Genomic DNA, 16,299 nt, shown 5'->3' on the forward strand with positions numbered 1-16,299 from the left:
GCAGTTTAGGCCTTGATGGGCCTATGGGGTTCCCTAAAAGACTTTTCATCGGATTCATTGACCGCCAATCCACGTCCGACAAGGGCCGGGGTTGAGCCGCAAGGTTTTTTAGGCGCAGAATGGGCGCCCTTGGGGTCTTACCTCGCCTGCTAGAAAAGGAAACTCGATGACTCGTCTTCGTGCCATCTGTACCGCGGTTGCTCTGGTTTGCGCCAGCGGCCAGGTTTTTGCCGATACCGCCAGCCACAACGCCAGTGCCGAAGCCTTCCTTACCCTGGCCCACGCTGACAAGCTGGGGACCCCGGTGTACATGCAAGTGCAGCAAATGTTCGCCCAGCGCTTCGAACAGACCAAGGCGCCTGCCGCCAAGCAGTCCGTACTGGACAGCTACCAGGCCAAGGCCAACGCCGCCCTGGACCAGGCCATCGGCTGGCCGAAGCTGAAACCGGACATGGTCAAGCTCTACACCAGCAACTTCAGCGAATCCGAACTCAAGGACCTGGTTGCTTTCTACCAGTCGCCGCTGGGCAAGAAAGTCCTGGAAAAAATGCCGCAACTGACCCAGCAATCGGCCCAGATGACCCAGGCCAAGCTGGAAAGCGCCGTACCGGTGGTGAACAAACTGTTGGAAGACATGACCAACGAGCTGACGCCGAAAGCCGCCGCACCGGCCAAGAAGAAGTAAGCAGGAATGACCATGCAACAGCGTATCGAAACGGCGCTCGCCGCCTTGGGCACGGACCACTTGAGCGTGCTGGACGAAAGCCATATGCACAGCCGTGGGTTGCAGACCCACTTCAAGGCCGTGCTGGTCAGCCAGCAGTTCGAGGGGCTTAACCGCGTCAAGCGCCACCAGAAGGTCTACGCCACCCTGGGTGACCTGATGAGCGAGTTTCATGCGCTGGCGCTGCATACCTACACGCCTGAAGAATGGGCACAAATCGACGCAGCCCCGGCCTCGCCGACCTGCGCCGGCGGCCATTGACGGGTTGATGTCGAATCTACTGTAGGAGCGTGCTTGCTCGCAAAAAAACGCAGGGCGCCGCTGGGCGTCGGCTTATCCGTGTCATCGTTCACGACCTTGGCGAGCAAGCTCGCTCCTACAGTTAACGGTTCATCCCTGATAGAATCCGCAACGCGCCGCTCAGCCGGCGCGTTTTTTTTTTGCATCCGGTTCACCCCTTACGAGGGTAGCCACCTGGAGAGAACACCCATGACTCAACCGATTGTCGTGGCGGCACTGTATAAGTTCGTCACCCTCGAAGATTACGTCGCCCTGCGCGAGCCCTTGCTGCAGGCGATGGTCGACAATGGCATCAAAGGCACTTTGCTGATCGCCGAAGAAGGCATCAACGGCACCGTTTCCGGCAGCCGCGAAGGCATCGACGGCCTGATGGCCTGGCTCAAGAACGACCCGCGCATGGTCGACATCGACCACAAAGAGTCGTACTGCGACGAGCAGCCGTTCTACCGCACCAAGGTCAAGCTCAAGAAAGAGATCGTGACCCTGGGCATCGAAGGCGTCGACCCCAACAAGCAAGTGGGCACCTACGTCGACCCCAAAGACTGGAACGCACTGATCAGCGATCCGGAAGTGCTGCTGATCGATACCCGCAACGACTACGAAGTGTCCATCGGCACCTTTGAAGGCGCGATCGACCCGAAAACCACCAGTTTTCGCGAATTTCCCGACTACATCAAAGCCAACTTCGACCCGGCCAAACACAAGAAAGTCGCTATGTTCTGCACCGGCGGCATTCGTTGCGAAAAGGCATCGAGCTACATGCTCGGCGAAGGCTTCGATGAGGTCTACCACCTCAAGGGCGGCATCCTGAAGTACCTCGAAGAGGTGCCGCAGGAAGAGACCAAATGGCAGGGTGACTGCTTTGTGTTCGACAATCGCGTGACCGTGCGCCACGACTTGAGCGAAGGCGACTACGATCAATGTCATGCCTGCCGTACACCGGTGAGCGTCGAAGACCGCGCATCCGAGCACTATGTGGCCGGCATCAGTTGCCCCCACTGCTGGGATAAGCTGCCGGAGAAAACCCGTCGCAGTGCGATCGACCGGCAAAAGCAGATCGAACTGGCCAAGGCCCGCAACATGCCGCACCCGATCGGTTTCAACTATAAGCAAACATCCTCCGAGGCTTGACCCATGTCAGCGCGCCTGCTTTACGTGATGGACCCGATGTGTTCCTGGTGCTGGGGCTTTGCCCCGGTGGCCGAGGCGTTGGTGAAGCAGGCCCAGGCGGTCGGCGTGGAACTGCACCTGGTGGTGGGCGGTTTGCGCACCGGCAGCGGCGCGGCATTGGAACCGACCACCCGGCGCTACATTCTTGAACACTGGCAGGCGGTCACCGAAGCCACCAGCCAGCCGTTCAAGCACGAGGGCGCGCTGCCCGACGGTTTTGTCTATGACACCGAGCCTGCCTGTCGCGCCATCGTCACCGCGCGCAGCCTGGCGCCGGATTGTGCATGGAAACTGTTGGGGCTGATCCAGCATGCGTTCTATGTCGAAGGTCGCGACGTAACCCTCGCCAGGGTGCTGGTGGACTTGGCGGAAGAAGCGGGCATACCGCGCATCGAGTTTGCCGGCGAGTTCGATCGCGCCGAGCAGCATGCCGCCACCGCTGCGGATTTCACCTGGGTGCAGGACCTGGGTATTGCGGGTTTCCCAACCTTGCTGGCCGAGCGTAACGGCCAGTTGGCACTGTTGACCAACGGCTACCAACCGCTGTCCGAGCTCGCGCCACTGCTCGCCCGCTGGTTGGAGCGAGCCACCTGTGCATGACCGGCCTGATACACCAGAGCTACCCAAACGCGTCGACCGCCTGACCTGGGCGGAAATTCGCCGCCTGGCCCTGCGGCACCGCAAATCCCTGTGGATCGCCAACAGCGTCGCGGTACTGGCGACCCTGTGCAGCGTACCCATCCCCTTACTGTTGCCGTTGCTGGTGGACGAAGTGCTGCTGGGCCATGGCGATGCCGCGCTCAAGGTGATGAACCACGCCTTGCCCCTGGGTTGGCAGAAGGCGGCCGGCTATATCGGCCTGATGCTGCTGGTGACGCTGTTGCTGCGCTGCAGTGCCCTGGTGTTCAACGTGGTGCAGGCACGGCTGTTTGCGCGGCTGGCCAAGGACATCGTGTACCGCATTCGCGTGCGCCTGATCGAGCGCCTCAAGCGTATCTCCCTGGGCGAGTACGAAAGCCTGGGCAGCGGCACGGTCACCACGCATCTGGTCACTGACCTGGACACCCTGGACAAATTCGTCGGCGAAACCCTCAGCCGCTTCCTTGTGGCCATGCTCACCCTGGTCGGCACGTCGGCGATCCTGGTGTGGATGCATTGGCAACTGGCCTTGCTGATTCTGCTGTTCAACCCCTTGGTGATCTATGCCACGGTGCAGTTGGGCAAGCGTGTCAAACACCTGAAGAAACTGGAAAACGACAGCACCTCACGGTTCACCCAGGCCCTGACCGAAACCCTCGATGCCATCCAGGAAGTGCGCGCCGGCAACCGCCAGGGTTTTTTCCTCGGCCGCCTGGGCCAGCGCGCCCGGGAAGTGCGTGACTACGCGATTCATTCCCAATGGAAAACCGACGCCTCCAGCCGTGCCAGCGGTTTGCTGTTCCAGTTCGGGATCGACATCTTCCGCGCGGCGGCGATGCTCACCGTGCTGTTTTCCGACCTGTCCATCGGCCAGATGCTCGCCGTGTTCAGTTACCTGTGGTTCATGATCGGCCCGGTGGAGCAGTTGCTGAACCTGCAATACGCCTACTACGCGGCGGGCGGCGCGCTGACCCGTATCAACGAATTGCTGGCCCGTGCCGATGAGCCACAGTACGCCGGCGGCGAAGACCCGTTCACCGGACACGAGACCGTTGGCATCGAAGTGCGCGGCGTTGATTTCGGCTACGGCGAAGAGCTGGTGCTCAACCAATTGAACCTGGTCATCGCCCCCGGTGAAAAGGTGGCGATCGTCGGCGCCAGCGGCGGCGGCAAAAGTACCCTGGTGCAACTGTTGCTCGGGCTCTACACGCCGCAGGCGGGCAGCATTCGTTTCGGCGGGGCCACCCAACAGGAGATCGGCCTGGAAACCATTCGCGAGCATGTCGCGGTGGTGTTGCAGCACCCGGCGCTGTTCAACGATACCGTGCGCGCCAATCTGACCATGGGCCGAAACCGCAGCGACCAGGCTTGCTGGCAGGCACTGGCAATTGCCCAACTGGATGCTACCGTCAAGGCACTGCCCCTGGGGCTTGATAGTGTGGTGGGGCGTTCCGGGGTGCGTTTTTCCGGCGGGCAGCGACAGCGCCTGGCAATTGCGCGTATGGTCCTGGCTGAGCCGAAAGTGGTGATTCTCGATGAGGCGACCTCCGCGCTGGATGCCGCCACCGAGTACAACTTGCACCAGGCACTGGCGCGGTTCCTCAGTGGCCGTACTACACTCATCATCGCCCACCGCCTGTCAGCGGTTAAGCAAGCGGATCGAGTATTAGTGTTCGACGGTGGTCATATCGCTGAGGATGGCGATCACCAGCAATTGATTGCCGAGGGTGGTCTGTACGCCAAGCTGTACGGACACTTACAACAGGTTCGTTGAATCAGCCTAGGCTGAGCTATCGAAAGCGTATTTTTGCGTGCGTATCCAGCAGTGCATGTGCAAGGGACTTCATGAAGCAAAAGCGGACTTTCGGAACGCCACGGCTGTTGGGCATTGTGTGGCCATTTATCGCTGTGGTGCTGTTCCAGGCATTGTTGGGCTGCGTCAGTCTTTACGTGCTTTCAGCGGTGCGCGGTTATGTGGCGGGCGAAAGCCTGTGGTCCAAGGGCCAGAAAGACGCCATCTATTACCTGACGCTTTACGCCGATAATCGCGACGAAGCCACCTACCTCAAATACCAGCAGGCCATTGCCGTGCCCCAGGGCGGACACGAGCTGCGCGTTGCCCTGGACCAACCTGTCCCTGATCTCGACGCGGCGCGCCTGGGTATCCTCAAGGGCGGCAACCATCCGGATGACGTTTCCAATGTGATCTGGCTGTACCTCAATTTCCGCCATTTCAGCTATCTGGAAAAAGCCATCGAGCTATGGACCGTGGGCGATGGCTTCCTGGTTCAACTGGATAGTCTGGCCCAGGAGATGCACCGCGCGATCACCCATGACCAGCTCAGTGCCAACGATGTGCAGCAGTGGAAAGCCCATATCACCGCGATCAACGAGGGGGTAACTCCCGCCGCCAAAGCGTTCAGCGATGCCCTGGGCGAAGGTTCGCGCGTGATCCTGCGACTGCTGTTGATCACCAACCTGGCGACGGCCCTGGGGCTTATCGTGCTCGCGCTGTTGCGCACCCATAAGCTGCTCGCCCAGCGTCATGCTTTCGCTGATGCCTTGGAGCAGGAAAAAGAGCGGGCACAGATCACGCTGGAGTCGATTGGCGATGGGGTGATCACCACCGACGTCGACGGTGCCATCACCTACATGAACCCGGCGGCCGAGGCGCTGACCCATTGGCATTCGTCCCGGGCACAGGGGCTGCCCCTGGCGGCACTGTTCAGCCTGCTGGACGACGATGCTCCGTCCGACGGTTTTACGTTGATCGAACACATCGTCAAAGGCCAGCTCGGCGGTGGCAGCGAGCACTCGAAAACCATCCAGCGCCTGGACGGCAGTACGGTCTCGGTCACCCTGGTGGGGGCGCCGATCCGCAGCGCCGGCAAGGTCACGGGGGCGGTGCTGGTGCTGCATGACATGACCCAGGAGCGCCAATACATTGCCAACCTGTCATGGCAAGCGACCCATGACGCCTTGACCGGCCTGGCTAACCGCCGCGAGTTCGAGTACCGCCTGGAGCAAGTGCTGCACCCGGCCGGGTACGCGCACACCGGCCGGCATGCATTGATGTTCCTCGACTTGGACCAGTTCAAACTGGTCAACGACACCTGCGGACATGCGGCGGGCGATGAATTGCTGCGGCATATCTGCGCGCTGCTGCAATCGGACCTGCGCGAAGGCGACACCCTGGCCCGGCTGGGGGGCGATGAATTCGGCATCCTGCTGGAGAATTGCCCGCCGGCGGTGGCGGAAAAAATCGCCGAAAGCCTGCGCCATACTGTGCAAAGCCTGCATTTCGTGTGGAAGGGCCGGCCGTTCATGACCACGGTCAGTATCGGCCTGGTGCATATCTCGAACACCCCGACGACCCTGGAAACCTCGCTGCGCGCCGCTGACATGGCGTGCTACATGGCCAAGGAAAAGGGCCGCAACCGCGTGCAGGTGTACCACGCTGATGACTCGGAACTGTCCCTGCGTTTTGGCGAAATGGCCTGGGTGCAACGCCTGCACATGGCATTGGAGGAGAACCGGTTCTGCCTGTATTCCCAGGAAATCGCGCCCCTCAAGCCGGTCGATGGCGACATCGGGCATATCGAAATCCTGCTGCGCCTGCACGATGAGGCCGGTCGTATCATCCTGCCCGACAGCTTTATCCCGGCCGCCGAGCGTTATGGGTTGATGACGTCCCTGGACCGTTGGGTGGTGGAGAACGTATTCAGGATCATTGCCCGCTGCCTGCAAGAGCGTCCGGGGCGGCCGATGGCGATGTGTGCGATCAATCTGTCGGGCATCACCATTGGCGACGATGACTTTCTTGGCTTCCTGCACGACCAATTCCGCACCTACAGTATCCCTCCCGAGATAATCTGTTTTGAAATTACTGAAACCAGTGCGATTGCGAATTTGGGCAGTGCGATTCGCTTTATTAATGAACTCAAGGCCTTAGGTTGTCATTTTTCCCTTGATGACTTTTGTGCCGGAATGTCCTCATTCGCTTATCTTAAACATTTACCTGTAGACTTCCTGAAGATCGATGGAAGTTTCGTGAAGGATATGCTGGACGACCCGATTAACCGCGCGATGGTTGAAGTGATCAATCACATTGGCCACGTCATGGGTAAACGCACAATTGCAGAGTTTGTCGAGACACCGCAGATCGAACAGGCGTTACTCGAGATTGGTGTCGATTACGCTCAGGGCTACCTGATCGAACGACCGCAATTGTTTACCTTTGAAAGCTTGCAGTGTCGTCCTGCTCGGCCGCAGCCCCTGTTATCCAAGGCGCCTGGCACATTCCGCTGAAACATTTGCTGGTCTGTAAAATCACACTCAAAAAGGAGCCCCACAGTGATCGACACATTCAACAGAACCGGCCCGCTGATGGAAGCCTCGAGTTACCCCGTCTGGGCTCAACAACTGATCCAGGACTGTAGCGAGAGCAAGCGGCGCGTTGTCGAACACGAACTGTACCAGCGCATGCGCGATAACACGCTCAGCGCCAAGACCATGCGCCAATACCTGATCGGTGGCTGGCCCGTCGTTGAACAGTTTGCGTTGTATATGGCGCAGAACCTCACCAAGACCAAATTTGCCCGCCACCCAGGTGAAGACATGGCCCGGCGCTGGCTGATGCGCAATATTCGCGTGGAACTGAACCACGCCGACTATTGGGTGAACTGGGCTGGTGCCCACGGTGTGAGCCTGGAAGACCTGCAGGCGCAAAACGTACCGCCAGAGCTGCATGCACTGAGCCATTGGTGCTGGCACACCAGCTCGGCCGATTCGCTGATCGTGGCGATCGCCGCGACCAACTATGCGATCGAGGGCGCGACCGGAGAGTGGTCAGCACTGGTGTGTTCCACGGGCGTTTACGCCGCCGCCTTCCCCGAGGAAGAACGCAAGCGCGCGATGAAATGGCTGAAGATGCATGCCCAGTACGATGACGCTCATCCTTGGGAAGCGTTGGAGATCATCTGCACCCTGGCCGGGATGAGCCCGAGCAAGGCACTACAGGTAGAACTGCGCCAGGCCGTGTGCAAGAGCTACGACTACATGTACCTGTTCCTGGAAAGCTGCATGCGCCTGGAGAAAGAAAAAGCCCCGGCAGCCGTGCAGCGCGAGCGTCAGGTACGCGTCGCCAGCGAAGCCTGATGTGAAGGGCGTGGCGGGGTGCTTACCCCGCCATGGCCAAGCGGTTGCGACCTTCGCGCTTGGCCACGTACAGGGCGTTGTCGGCCCGGCGCAGCAGGCTTTCGGCTGACTCGGCGGCCAGCAGGGTCGAGCAGCCCAGGCTCACCGTCAATTCGATCCGCGTACCCTCCGCCCGATAATCCTGGGTCTGTGCCGCATGGCGCAGGCGTTCGCCGACCATGGCCGCCGCATCCCGGCCGGTGTTGGACAGCAGGATCAGAAACTCTTCCCCGCCAAACCGAAACACCATGTCCACGTTACGCAGCTGGCCCTTGATCGCCCCGGCGACCGCGCGCAGTACGTTATCGCCGGCAGCGTGGCCGTGGGTGTCGTTGATGGTCTTGAAATGGTCGATGTCCAGCATCAGCAAGGACAAGGGGCTCATGTGCCGGCGCGCCATGTCGATTTCCCGTTGCAGGGTCTGGTCCATGGCAATGCGGTTGCCGGTATCGGTCAGCGGGTCGCGCAGGGCACTGCGGGTGGCGGCGCGGTAGAGCAGCGCGTTGCGCATCGGGTAGAGCAGGGCGGCCAGCAGGGATTCAAGCTGGCCGAGCTCCTCTTCCAGCAAGCGCTGGTTGCGGCGGAATATCAGCTCACCCAGGTGCTCACCTTCGTGGCTGAGGCTATAGCTCACCGAATGGTGGCCACGGTGGCCGAACTCCAGGCGCAGGTCGCTAGCTTCGTGGCGATACTGCAAGGCATCCAGCGGCACCAGGCGTTGGATCTCGCGAAAGAACACGGCAAGGATATGTTGCGGTTCCAGGCTGGTCTGCAATTGCATGCCCAGTTGCTGGCGAAGTTGAAAAATGGTCGCTGGATGACGCGGGAGGAGGGATGGCTGACCGAAGCCCAGGCGTTGCAATTTTGCACTGTCGAAGTCAATTGCGTTGGTCTGGGTGGGTGTTTTCATAAGCGGTCGGCCTCTAAGCTCTTAGCTGTCTTACAGGCTCGATGAGAGTGGCGAGTGCCAAGCGTCTTACTGTTCCTTCAGTTCCGTAAAACATTGGAAACAGTTTAAACCGCTTTGCAATGGGTTATAACCCCTGGGCACAGCCGCACGTCTTGTCATCGCTTAACCTGCTTGAAAAGAATCAGAGCGAGATTCATGCCATTTAGTTTGAATTAATAAAACTCCTTATAAATCAATGACTGTTTTTGAAAGTGAAAACAGTCATTGAACGATGACGTCAGTTATTTGGCTGCACCAGGGTGGTGTGGTCAATCTGGTCAATCGTGGTGACACCGGTCAATGTCATGGCCACGCGCATTTCCTTGGCGAAGATATCCAGCAGGTTTTCCACCCCGTGCTGGCCATCGGCGGCCAGCGCATAGGCGGCTGCACGGCCCAGCAGGCACGCCTTGGCGCCCAGGGCGAGCATGCGCACCACATCCAGCCCAGAACGGATGCCGGAGTCCACCAGCACCGTCAGGTCGTCGCCTACCGCATCGGCAATCGCAGGCAACGCTTTGGCGGTGGACAGCACACCGTCCAGCTGTCGGCCGCCATGGTTGGAGACCACGATGCCATCGGCGCCGAAACTCACGGCGTCCTTGGCATCCTGGGGGTCGAGGATGCCTTTGATGATCATCGGGCCTTTCCAGAACTCACGAATCCACTCCAAGTCTTTCCAACTGATGGAGGGGTCGAAGTTGTTGGCCAGCCAGCCGATGTAATCTTCCAGGTGGGTGGGTTTGCCCAGGTATTTGGAGATGTTGCCCAGGTCGTGGGGGCGGCCCATCAGGCCTACGTCGAAGGCCCACTGCGGTTTGGTGACGGCCTGCAACATACGCCGCGATGCCGCGAATGGCCCGGACATGCCCGAGTGAGCATCGCGGTAGCGCGCTCCCGGTGTCGGCATGTCCACTGTGAACACCAGCGTGGTGATGCCAGCCGCCTGGGCCCGCTCCAGCGCGTTGCGCATAAAGCCGCGGTCCTTGAGCACATAGAGCTGGAACCAGATCGACTGCGGGCTCTGCGACGCCACTTCTTCGATCGAACACACCGACACCGTCGACAAGCAGAATGGGATGCCCTTGTTGGCCGCCGCCTTGGCCGCCTGCACTTCACCGCGTCGCGCATACATACCGGTCAGGCCTACCGGGCTGAGGATCACCGGCATGGCCAGCTCCTGGCCAAACACGCTGGTTTTCAGGCTGAGGTTGTCGACATTGCGCAGGATGCGCTGGCGCAGACTGATCTCGGCCAGGTCCGAACTGTTCGCGCGCATCGTGTGTTCGGCGTAGGCGCCGCCGTCGATGTAGTCGAACAGGAAGCGCGGCAGCTTGCGTTTGGCGGCTGCGCGGTAGTCGGAAGCGGACGAAATAATCATGCAGGGAGGCTCCACAGGGCAAGGTGCCTCCACCATAAGCCAATCTCTGGCATGATAAAAACAACTTTTATCGCTAGCATCCAGTCGCTGAAGGAATACCGATGAACCTCAGAACCTTACGGGTCTTCGTCGAAGTGGTACGCCAGGGGGGATTCTCCCAGGCTGCCGAGGTGGTGTCCTTGACCCAGTCCAGCGTGAGCAAGGCGGTCAAGACCCTGGAGGAAGAACTCGGCGCGCCGCTGCTCAATCGTCTAGGCCACAGGAACGAACTCACCGCCGCCGGCGAAATCGCCTACCGCCGCGCCCTGGTCTTGCTCTCTGAACGCAACGATCTGGTCGCCGAGATCAACGACCTGTGCGGCCTCAAGCGCGGCGTACTGCGCATCGGCCTGCCACCGGTAGGGTGCGGTGTACTGTTTGCGACGATGTTCGCCACCTACCGCAGCCGCTACCCGGACATCGACATCGAACTCACCGAATATGGCAGCAAGAAACTGCGCGAATGCCTGGAAGCCGGGGAGGTCGACCTCGCGGCCTTGCTATTGCCGGTGGACGAAGATTTCGACTACCAGCCCGTACGCAATGAACCGCTGATGGCCGTGCTGCCCATCAGCCATCCCCTGGCACGGCGCACACGCATCGACTTCACTGACTTGGCGGACTCGCCCTTCATCCTCTTCGAAGCCGGCTTCGCCCTGAACGCCAAGATCCTCGCCGCCTGCGAACGCAAGGGCGTGGCCCCCGGGTGACGGCGCGCAGCGGGCAGATCGACTTTATCGTCGACCTGGTCGCGGCCGGCCTGGGCGTCGCCTTCCTGCCGCGCATGCTGGCGTACAAACATCAACACGCCGGCATTGCCTTGATCCCCTTAGACGAACCCGACACCGACTGGCACATCGCCCTGGCCTGGCGCGCCAGCGCCCACCTGCCACCGGCGGCACGGGCCTGGCTGGAACTGGCCAGAGAACATCAGGTCGCAACCGGCCATCCGGTGTAATCGTCACGAATGCTAGAGAACGCTTGACTTCTCCTTTTCAATCAGTAACATACGCCGCATTCCGCGATAGCTCAGTTGGTAGAGCAAATGACTGTTAATCATTGGGTCCCTGGTTCGAGTCCAGGTCGTGGAGCCAGATAGAGAAAGCCTGCAGCGATGCAGGCTTTTTTTTTGCCTTGGATTTTTCCGGGGTGATCAAAGCGCACAGCGTGACCAGCATGAATGCATCTCAAATCCTACGATTCCGAGGTCAATATCATGAAAGTCGCTGCAGTCGTTTCAACCAAAGGCGGGCCGACTAGATCATTTCGCAGGCCTGTAGATTCACCCGTCAGCCCCAACGGTCCTCAGGCTGCCACCGCCCCCGGTAAAAATTTTTTGCAGTCGACGCTTGAAATTTCTCCCCCCAAACCTACCTAGTTTTTACGCGATGCCGAATGCGGGTCGCGTATCAAATCACTTGGAGAAAACTCAGGAGATTTTGCAATGGCTACAACTCTTTCCCTCGCCCCACTGTTCCGTCATTCCGTGGGCTTTGACCGTTTCAACGACCTTTTCGAATCGGCGCTTCGCAGTGAGGCCGGTACTACCTATCCACCCCACAACGTTGAAAAGCACGGTGACGATCATTATCGGATCGTGATCGCTGCGGCCGGTTTGGTGGAGGACGACTTGGACATCCAGGTGGAGAAGGGCGTGTTGACCGTCGCCGGCGGCAAGCGGGAGCACAATGAGGGCATCACTTACCTGCATCAGGGCATCGCTCAGCGCGCGTTTCGCTTGTCGTTCCGCCTGGTCGACCACATCGAAGTGCAGGGCGCGCAGCTCGCTAATGGTTTGCTGAGCATCGATCTGCTCCGGGTGGTTCCGGAGGAAGCCAAGCCTAAGCGCATTGCGATTGGCGGTGCTGCCAAGGCGGATGTGAAATCCATCGACGAGCAGTAACGTCAAAATGAATAAAGGCGCTCTTCGGAGCGCCTTTATTTTTTGTCGAGGGCACCGACAACCAAGGCAGTCAAGATCATGGGATTCTCCCGAGAATGTAGGGCGCTGAACGCTTGCTCGTAGGAAAAGTTCAACGTTATCGGTGAGTCTTGCGGCACCAAACAGACTTATCAGGGTCCATACGCCCCGCACGATCATTCGCGCTCGTCCGTTGACCCTCAGCATAAGATCTAACGCATGTACCTACGCAATATCGCCGTCGGGCTGTCAGCCCTCGTTTTGCTCTCCACCGCTGTGGACGCCCGCAGCCTGGCAGACCCTTACACCTCCACGCAGCAACGTGCCTCGTTCGAGGGCTGTGCTGAACTCTTTCCCGCGCAAACGCCGATCAACACCGCCACGGTCCCGGCGACGATGAAACCCCTGGCCCTGTGTTCCGACACTTTTGCCGTGCTGTATTCGCAAACCAGCAAGACCCCGCTGGTGGTGGTCGAACGTCTGAACGCCGCGCAGTTGAAAGACGCCAAAGGCGAGGAGCGCACCAACCAGTTCTACCCCGACCCACGCATCCCCAAGGCCGGCCGTGCGGAGCTGAGCGACTATCGCAGTCAGCATCCGGCCATGGACCGTGGCCACCAGGCTCCGGCCGCCGATGCGCCGAACGCCCATGCCATGGCCCAATCCTTCGCGCTGTCGAACATGGTGCCCCAGGACCCCACCAACAACCGCAAGATCTGGAGCAAGGTCGAGGCGGATGTGCGCAAGTTTGCCAAGCGTGCCGGCGGCGATGTGTATGTGTTCACCGGGCCGTTGTTCGATGCGGGCTACAGCACCATCGGCGACAACCGGGTCTGGGTGCCGACGCGTCTGTTCAAGCTGGTGTACGACGCGTCGTCCCAGCGCGCCTGGGCCTATGTGTTGCCCAACGCCGAAACCCGTATCCAGAAGCCGATGGACTACGACACCTTCGTGAAAAGCACCGGGCTCAAGTTGTTGGGCAATCTTCCGGTGTCGGGGTCGGTGGGGCGCACATGATCAACGGCTGAGCGCCTTATTTACCTTTTTTCAACGCCTTCAAGCGTAGCGTCGCGCGTTGCACGGCGGCCATCTTCTCGGGGCGCTTCATGCGTTTCCATTGGCGGATGTCGTCCTTGCTGCGCCCGCAACTGACGCATAGATCGCCGCTGAGCTTGCATGTTGAGACACACGGGTTGTCGATGTCTTTGGCCAAGGGTTCACCTGGGGGATGACGTCAAGAGGAGCGGTTACGCCGCCCGGAACTCGACGGTGAGGTGGCTCACTTCATGGACGGGTTTGAGGCGCTCGCGAATGCCATCGGCATCGGTTGTCGAACTGCCGACAACACTCACAATCGCCGCATGTGCCTCGGGGCCCACGCGCCACACGTGCAAGTCGGTGATCCTGGCATCGCCGGCCTGTTCGATCAGTTCGCGGATCTCGGCGGCGACGTGTTCGTCGGTCTGGTCCAGCAGCACGCCTGCGGTCACGCCCATCAAGCTCCAGGCCCAGCGCGCGATCACGATGGCACCGACGATACCCATCACTGGGTCCAACCACACCCAACCCAGGTAGCGGCCGGCCAGCAACGCGGCGATGGCGAGCACCGAGGTGAGCGCATCGGCGAGCACATGCACGTAGGCCGATTGCAGGTTGTTGTCGTGACCTGAGTGATGATGGTCGTGGTCATGATCGTGACCGTGGCTATGACCGTGACCCAGCAACAGCGCACTGACGATATTCACCACCAGGCCGACGATGGCAATCAGCGTCGCTGTACCGAACTGCACCTCGGCGGGTTCCAACAGGCGCATCACCGACTCGACCGCAATGCCCAGGGATACCAGCGCCAGGATCAGCGCCGAGGCGAAGCCGCCCAGGTCGCCGACCTTGCCGGTGCCGAAACTGAAGCGCGCGCTGCGCGCATGGCGCTTGGCATAGGCGTAGGCCGCCGCGGCGATGCCCAGGGCGCCGGCGTGGGTGGCCATGTGGAAACCGTCGGCCAGCAGGGCCATGGAACCGGTGAGATAGCCGGCGGCGATTTCCGCCACCATCATCACCAGCGTCAGCAGCACCACCCACAGGGTGCGCCGGGCGTTTTCTTCGTGGGATGAGCCGAGGAACACGTGCTCGTGTACGTGATTATCGAGGAGGGTCATTTGGAATACCGTCGAATGGCTTCCAGCAACTCTTCCACGCCCTGGTTGCGTGCTTCGTCGCTGAGGGAAGGATCGGCCACATGCGCCCTGGCGTGTTCCTCGATGATTTCTTCCATCAAACCATTGATGGCGCCGCGGGTGGCGGCCACCAGGTGCAGGGTCTTGGCGCAGTCGGCGTCTGACTCCAGGGCGTTTTCCACCGCCTGGATCTGCCCGGCGATGCGTTTTACCCGTTTGATCAGGCTGTCTTTGTTGGCTGAAATATGGCTCATGGGATACCCCCCCTACCTATGAAGGGGCGGATCATTGCATACCCCACCCCCCTATACAAGATCGCAGGTGCGAAGGTTTCCGCCGGGTTTATACTCGCCTCCCTGGCAATCCACCTATTCAAACGAACCGAGATACCCCATGAGCACCTCTCTTGCTACGACCCCCGCGCGCAAGCCCATCGCGCCGCTGGTGGCCTTTATCCTGCTGGTGCTGGGCGGCCTGTTCCTGCAGAACAACGTCGGCTCGCGCCAAGTGTTGTTGCTGGCCGTCGGCGCCGCGCTGGGCCTGACTCTCTACCATGCCGCGTTCGGCTTTACTTCGGCCTGGCGCGTGTTTATCAATGACCGGCGTGGCGCCGGCTTGCGCGCGCAGATGGTGATGCTGGCGCTGGCGGTGCTGCTGTTTTTCCCGGCGCTGGGGGCGGGCAGCCTGTTCGGCCAGCCGGTGGTCGGGCTGGTGGCGCCGGTCGGGGTGTCGGTGGTGTTCGGCGCGTTTATCTTTGGGATCGGTATGCAGTTGGGCGGCGGCTGTGCGTCGGGCACGCTGTTCACCGTGGGCGGCGGCAATGCACGCATGTTGGTGACCTTGTTGTTCTTTATCTGCGGTTCGCTGATCGCCACCCATCACGTGGACTGGTGGTTTGCGCTGCCGGCGTTGCCGGCGGTCTCCATCGTCAAAAGCTTCGGTGTGGTGCCGGCATTGATCTTGAACCTGGCGCTGTTCGCGCTGATTGCGGCGGTGACCGTGCGCCTGGAAAAGCGCCGTCATGGCCAGCTTGAAGCCGGCGCGATCAGCGAGCACCTGGGTGTGCGCCGCTTCCTGCGCGGGCCGTGGCCGTTGGTGTGGGGCGCGGTTGGCCTGGCACTGCTCAATTACGCGACCCTGGCCCTGGCCGGGCGGCCGTGGGGCATCACCTCGGCGTTCGCATTGTGGGGGGCCAAGGTGGCAAGCGGGTTGGGTGTGGATGTGGCCAGTTGGGCGTTCTGGCAAATACCGGGCAATGCCAAGGCCCTGGCCGCACCGGTGTGGGAAGACATCACCAGCGTGATGGACATCGGCATCGTCCTGGGTGCGCTGCTGGCCGCAGGCCTGGCCGGACGCTTCGCCCCCAGCCTGAAGATCCCGACGCGCTCGCTGGTGGCGGCGGTGATCGGCGGCCTGCTGCTGGGCTATGGCTCGCGCCTGGCATACGGCTGCAATATCGGCGCGTACTTCAGCGGCATCGCCTCCGGCAGCCTGCACGGCTGGGTGTGGCTGGTGGCAGCGTTCATCGGCAATGGCGTTGGCGTGCGGTTGCGGCCGTTTTTCTTCGCAGGTGAGCGGCCGCAGGTGGCGTTGAGCGGTTGCTGAGTCAGCTCTCCGGGGAAAGGCTGGGTTCCTGAGCCGCTTCAGCCGGCAGCTTTTCCCGCTCCGCTTTGCTGATGTACTTATCCTTACTTTTCGGCGCCAATTTGGCACTGGCCTTCTTGGCTTTGGCTTTGAACAGCTGCTGGAGTTTTTTCTGGCGATTCATGGGGTTTTACCTGACGTGTACAGGCGCGGATGATA

The 16,299-nt window shown here is 60.6% G+C and carries 16 protein-coding genes, 1 tRNA gene and 1 pseudogene; 12 read left to right on the plus strand and 6 right to left on the minus strand.

What is annotated here, in order from left to right; translation table 11 throughout:
• Positions 1-166: 166 nt before the first annotated feature.
• The 7 genes from BLR63_RS02225 to BLR63_RS02255 all read left to right on the plus strand — a co-directional run bounded on the left by BLR63_RS02225 (position 167) and on the right by BLR63_RS02255 (position 7,990).
• On the plus strand, positions 167-685 hold the full coding sequence (locus tag BLR63_RS02225) for a DUF2059 domain-containing protein (protein ID WP_010567461.1): 519 nt from the start codon (positions 167-169) through the stop codon (positions 683-685).
• A 6-nt stretch (positions 686-691) separates the two neighbouring features.
• Positions 692-985, plus strand: a complete 294-nt coding sequence (locus tag BLR63_RS02230) for a BolA family protein (RefSeq protein WP_010567462.1) — start codon at positions 692-694, stop codon at positions 983-985.
• Positions 986-1,213: 228 nt separating this feature from the next.
• A complete protein-coding gene (gene trhO / locus BLR63_RS02235) occupies positions 1,214-2,155 on the plus strand; it encodes an oxygen-dependent tRNA uridine(34) hydroxylase TrhO (protein WP_010567463.1) in 942 nt (313 codons plus the stop codon).
• A gap of 3 nt (positions 2,156-2,158) precedes the next feature.
• On the plus strand, positions 2,159-2,794 hold the full coding sequence (locus BLR63_RS02240; RefSeq protein WP_010567464.1) for a DsbA family protein: 636 nt from the start codon (positions 2,159-2,161) through the stop codon (positions 2,792-2,794).
• Positions 2,787-4,607, plus strand: a complete 1,821-nt coding sequence (locus BLR63_RS02245; protein WP_010567465.1) for an ABC transporter ATP-binding protein — start codon at positions 2,787-2,789, stop codon at positions 4,605-4,607. The genes BLR63_RS02240 and BLR63_RS02245 overlap by 8 nt, the downstream gene beginning before the upstream one ends.
• Positions 4,608-4,678: 71 nt before the next feature.
• Positions 4,679-7,141: an EAL domain-containing protein gene (locus BLR63_RS02250; RefSeq protein WP_010567466.1), complete on the plus strand. Its 2,463-nt coding sequence runs from the start codon at positions 4,679-4,681 to the stop codon at positions 7,139-7,141.
• Positions 7,142-7,186: 45 nt separating this feature from the next.
• Positions 7,187-7,990 (plus strand): TenA family transcriptional regulator, encoded by an 804-nt coding sequence (locus tag BLR63_RS02255; protein WP_010567467.1) that lies wholly within the window; start codon positions 7,187-7,189, stop codon positions 7,988-7,990.
• A 22-nt stretch (positions 7,991-8,012) separates the two neighbouring features.
• On the opposite strand, the gene BLR63_RS02260 is transcribed toward BLR63_RS02255, so the two are convergent.
• Positions 8,013-8,939, minus strand: coding sequence for a GGDEF domain-containing protein (locus BLR63_RS02260; RefSeq protein WP_010567468.1), 927 nt, complete (start codon positions 8,937-8,939; stop codon positions 8,013-8,015).
• Positions 8,940-9,216: 277 nt separating this feature from the next.
• On the minus strand, positions 9,217-10,359 hold the full coding sequence (lldD, locus tag BLR63_RS02265; RefSeq protein ID WP_010567469.1) for an FMN-dependent L-lactate dehydrogenase LldD: 1,143 nt from the start codon (positions 10,357-10,359) through the stop codon (positions 9,217-9,219).
• Between the two features lie 101 nt (positions 10,360-10,460).
• On the opposite strand from lldD, the pseudogene BLR63_RS02270 reads away from it, so the two are divergent.
• From BLR63_RS02270 to BLR63_RS02285, 4 genes and pseudogenes are all read left to right on the plus strand, one after another.
• Positions 10,461-11,356: pseudogene (locus tag BLR63_RS02270) on the plus strand (LysR family transcriptional regulator).
• A gap of 60 nt (positions 11,357-11,416) precedes the next feature.
• Positions 11,417-11,492, plus strand: a tRNA-Asn gene (locus tag BLR63_RS02275).
• A 350-nt stretch (positions 11,493-11,842) separates the two neighbouring features.
• Entirely contained in the window at positions 11,843-12,301 is a 459-nt protein-coding gene (locus BLR63_RS02280) for an Hsp20 family protein (RefSeq protein WP_010567471.1), read from the plus strand.
• A 237-nt stretch (positions 12,302-12,538) separates the two neighbouring features.
• Positions 12,539-13,336: a DNA/RNA non-specific endonuclease gene (locus BLR63_RS02285; RefSeq protein WP_010567472.1), complete on the plus strand. Its 798-nt coding sequence runs from the start codon at positions 12,539-12,541 to the stop codon at positions 13,334-13,336.
• 16 nt (positions 13,337-13,352) lie between these two features.
• On the opposite strand, the gene BLR63_RS02290 is transcribed toward BLR63_RS02285, so the two are convergent.
• The 3 genes from BLR63_RS02290 to BLR63_RS02300 are packed head-to-tail and all read right to left on the minus strand — an operon-like array spanning position 13,353 to position 14,750.
• Positions 13,353-13,532, minus strand: a complete 180-nt coding sequence (locus BLR63_RS02290; RefSeq protein ID WP_081480396.1) for a DUF1289 domain-containing protein — start codon at positions 13,530-13,532, stop codon at positions 13,353-13,355.
• Positions 13,533-13,566: 34 nt separating this feature from the next.
• The gene (gene dmeF, locus BLR63_RS02295) at positions 13,567-14,478 is read right to left on the minus strand and encodes a CDF family Co(II)/Ni(II) efflux transporter DmeF (RefSeq protein WP_010567473.1); all 912 of its coding nucleotides are present in this window, start codon (positions 14,476-14,478) and stop codon (positions 13,567-13,569) included.
• Complete coding sequence (locus tag BLR63_RS02300; RefSeq protein ID WP_010567474.1) at positions 14,475-14,750, minus strand: metal/formaldehyde-sensitive transcriptional repressor; 276 nt, start codon at positions 14,748-14,750, stop codon at positions 14,475-14,477. The genes dmeF and BLR63_RS02300 overlap by 4 nt, the downstream gene beginning before the upstream one ends.
• A 139-nt stretch (positions 14,751-14,889) precedes the next feature.
• Here BLR63_RS02300 and BLR63_RS02305 point away from each other — a divergent pair, with 139 nt between their 5' ends.
• A complete protein-coding gene (locus BLR63_RS02305) occupies positions 14,890-16,101 on the plus strand; it encodes a YeeE/YedE family protein (RefSeq protein WP_010567475.1) in 1,212 nt (403 codons plus the stop codon).
• A gap of 1 nt (position 16,102) precedes the next feature.
• On the opposite strand, the gene BLR63_RS02310 is transcribed toward BLR63_RS02305, so the two are convergent.
• A complete protein-coding gene (locus tag BLR63_RS02310; protein WP_010567476.1) occupies positions 16,103-16,264 on the minus strand; it encodes a DUF2986 domain-containing protein in 162 nt (53 codons plus the stop codon).
• Between the last annotated feature and the right edge of the window lie 35 nt (positions 16,265-16,299).

The organism is Pseudomonas extremaustralis, assembly GCF_900102035.1.
GTDB classification, from domain to species: Bacteria; Pseudomonadota; Gammaproteobacteria; order Pseudomonadales; family Pseudomonadaceae; genus Aquipseudomonas; species Aquipseudomonas extremaustralis.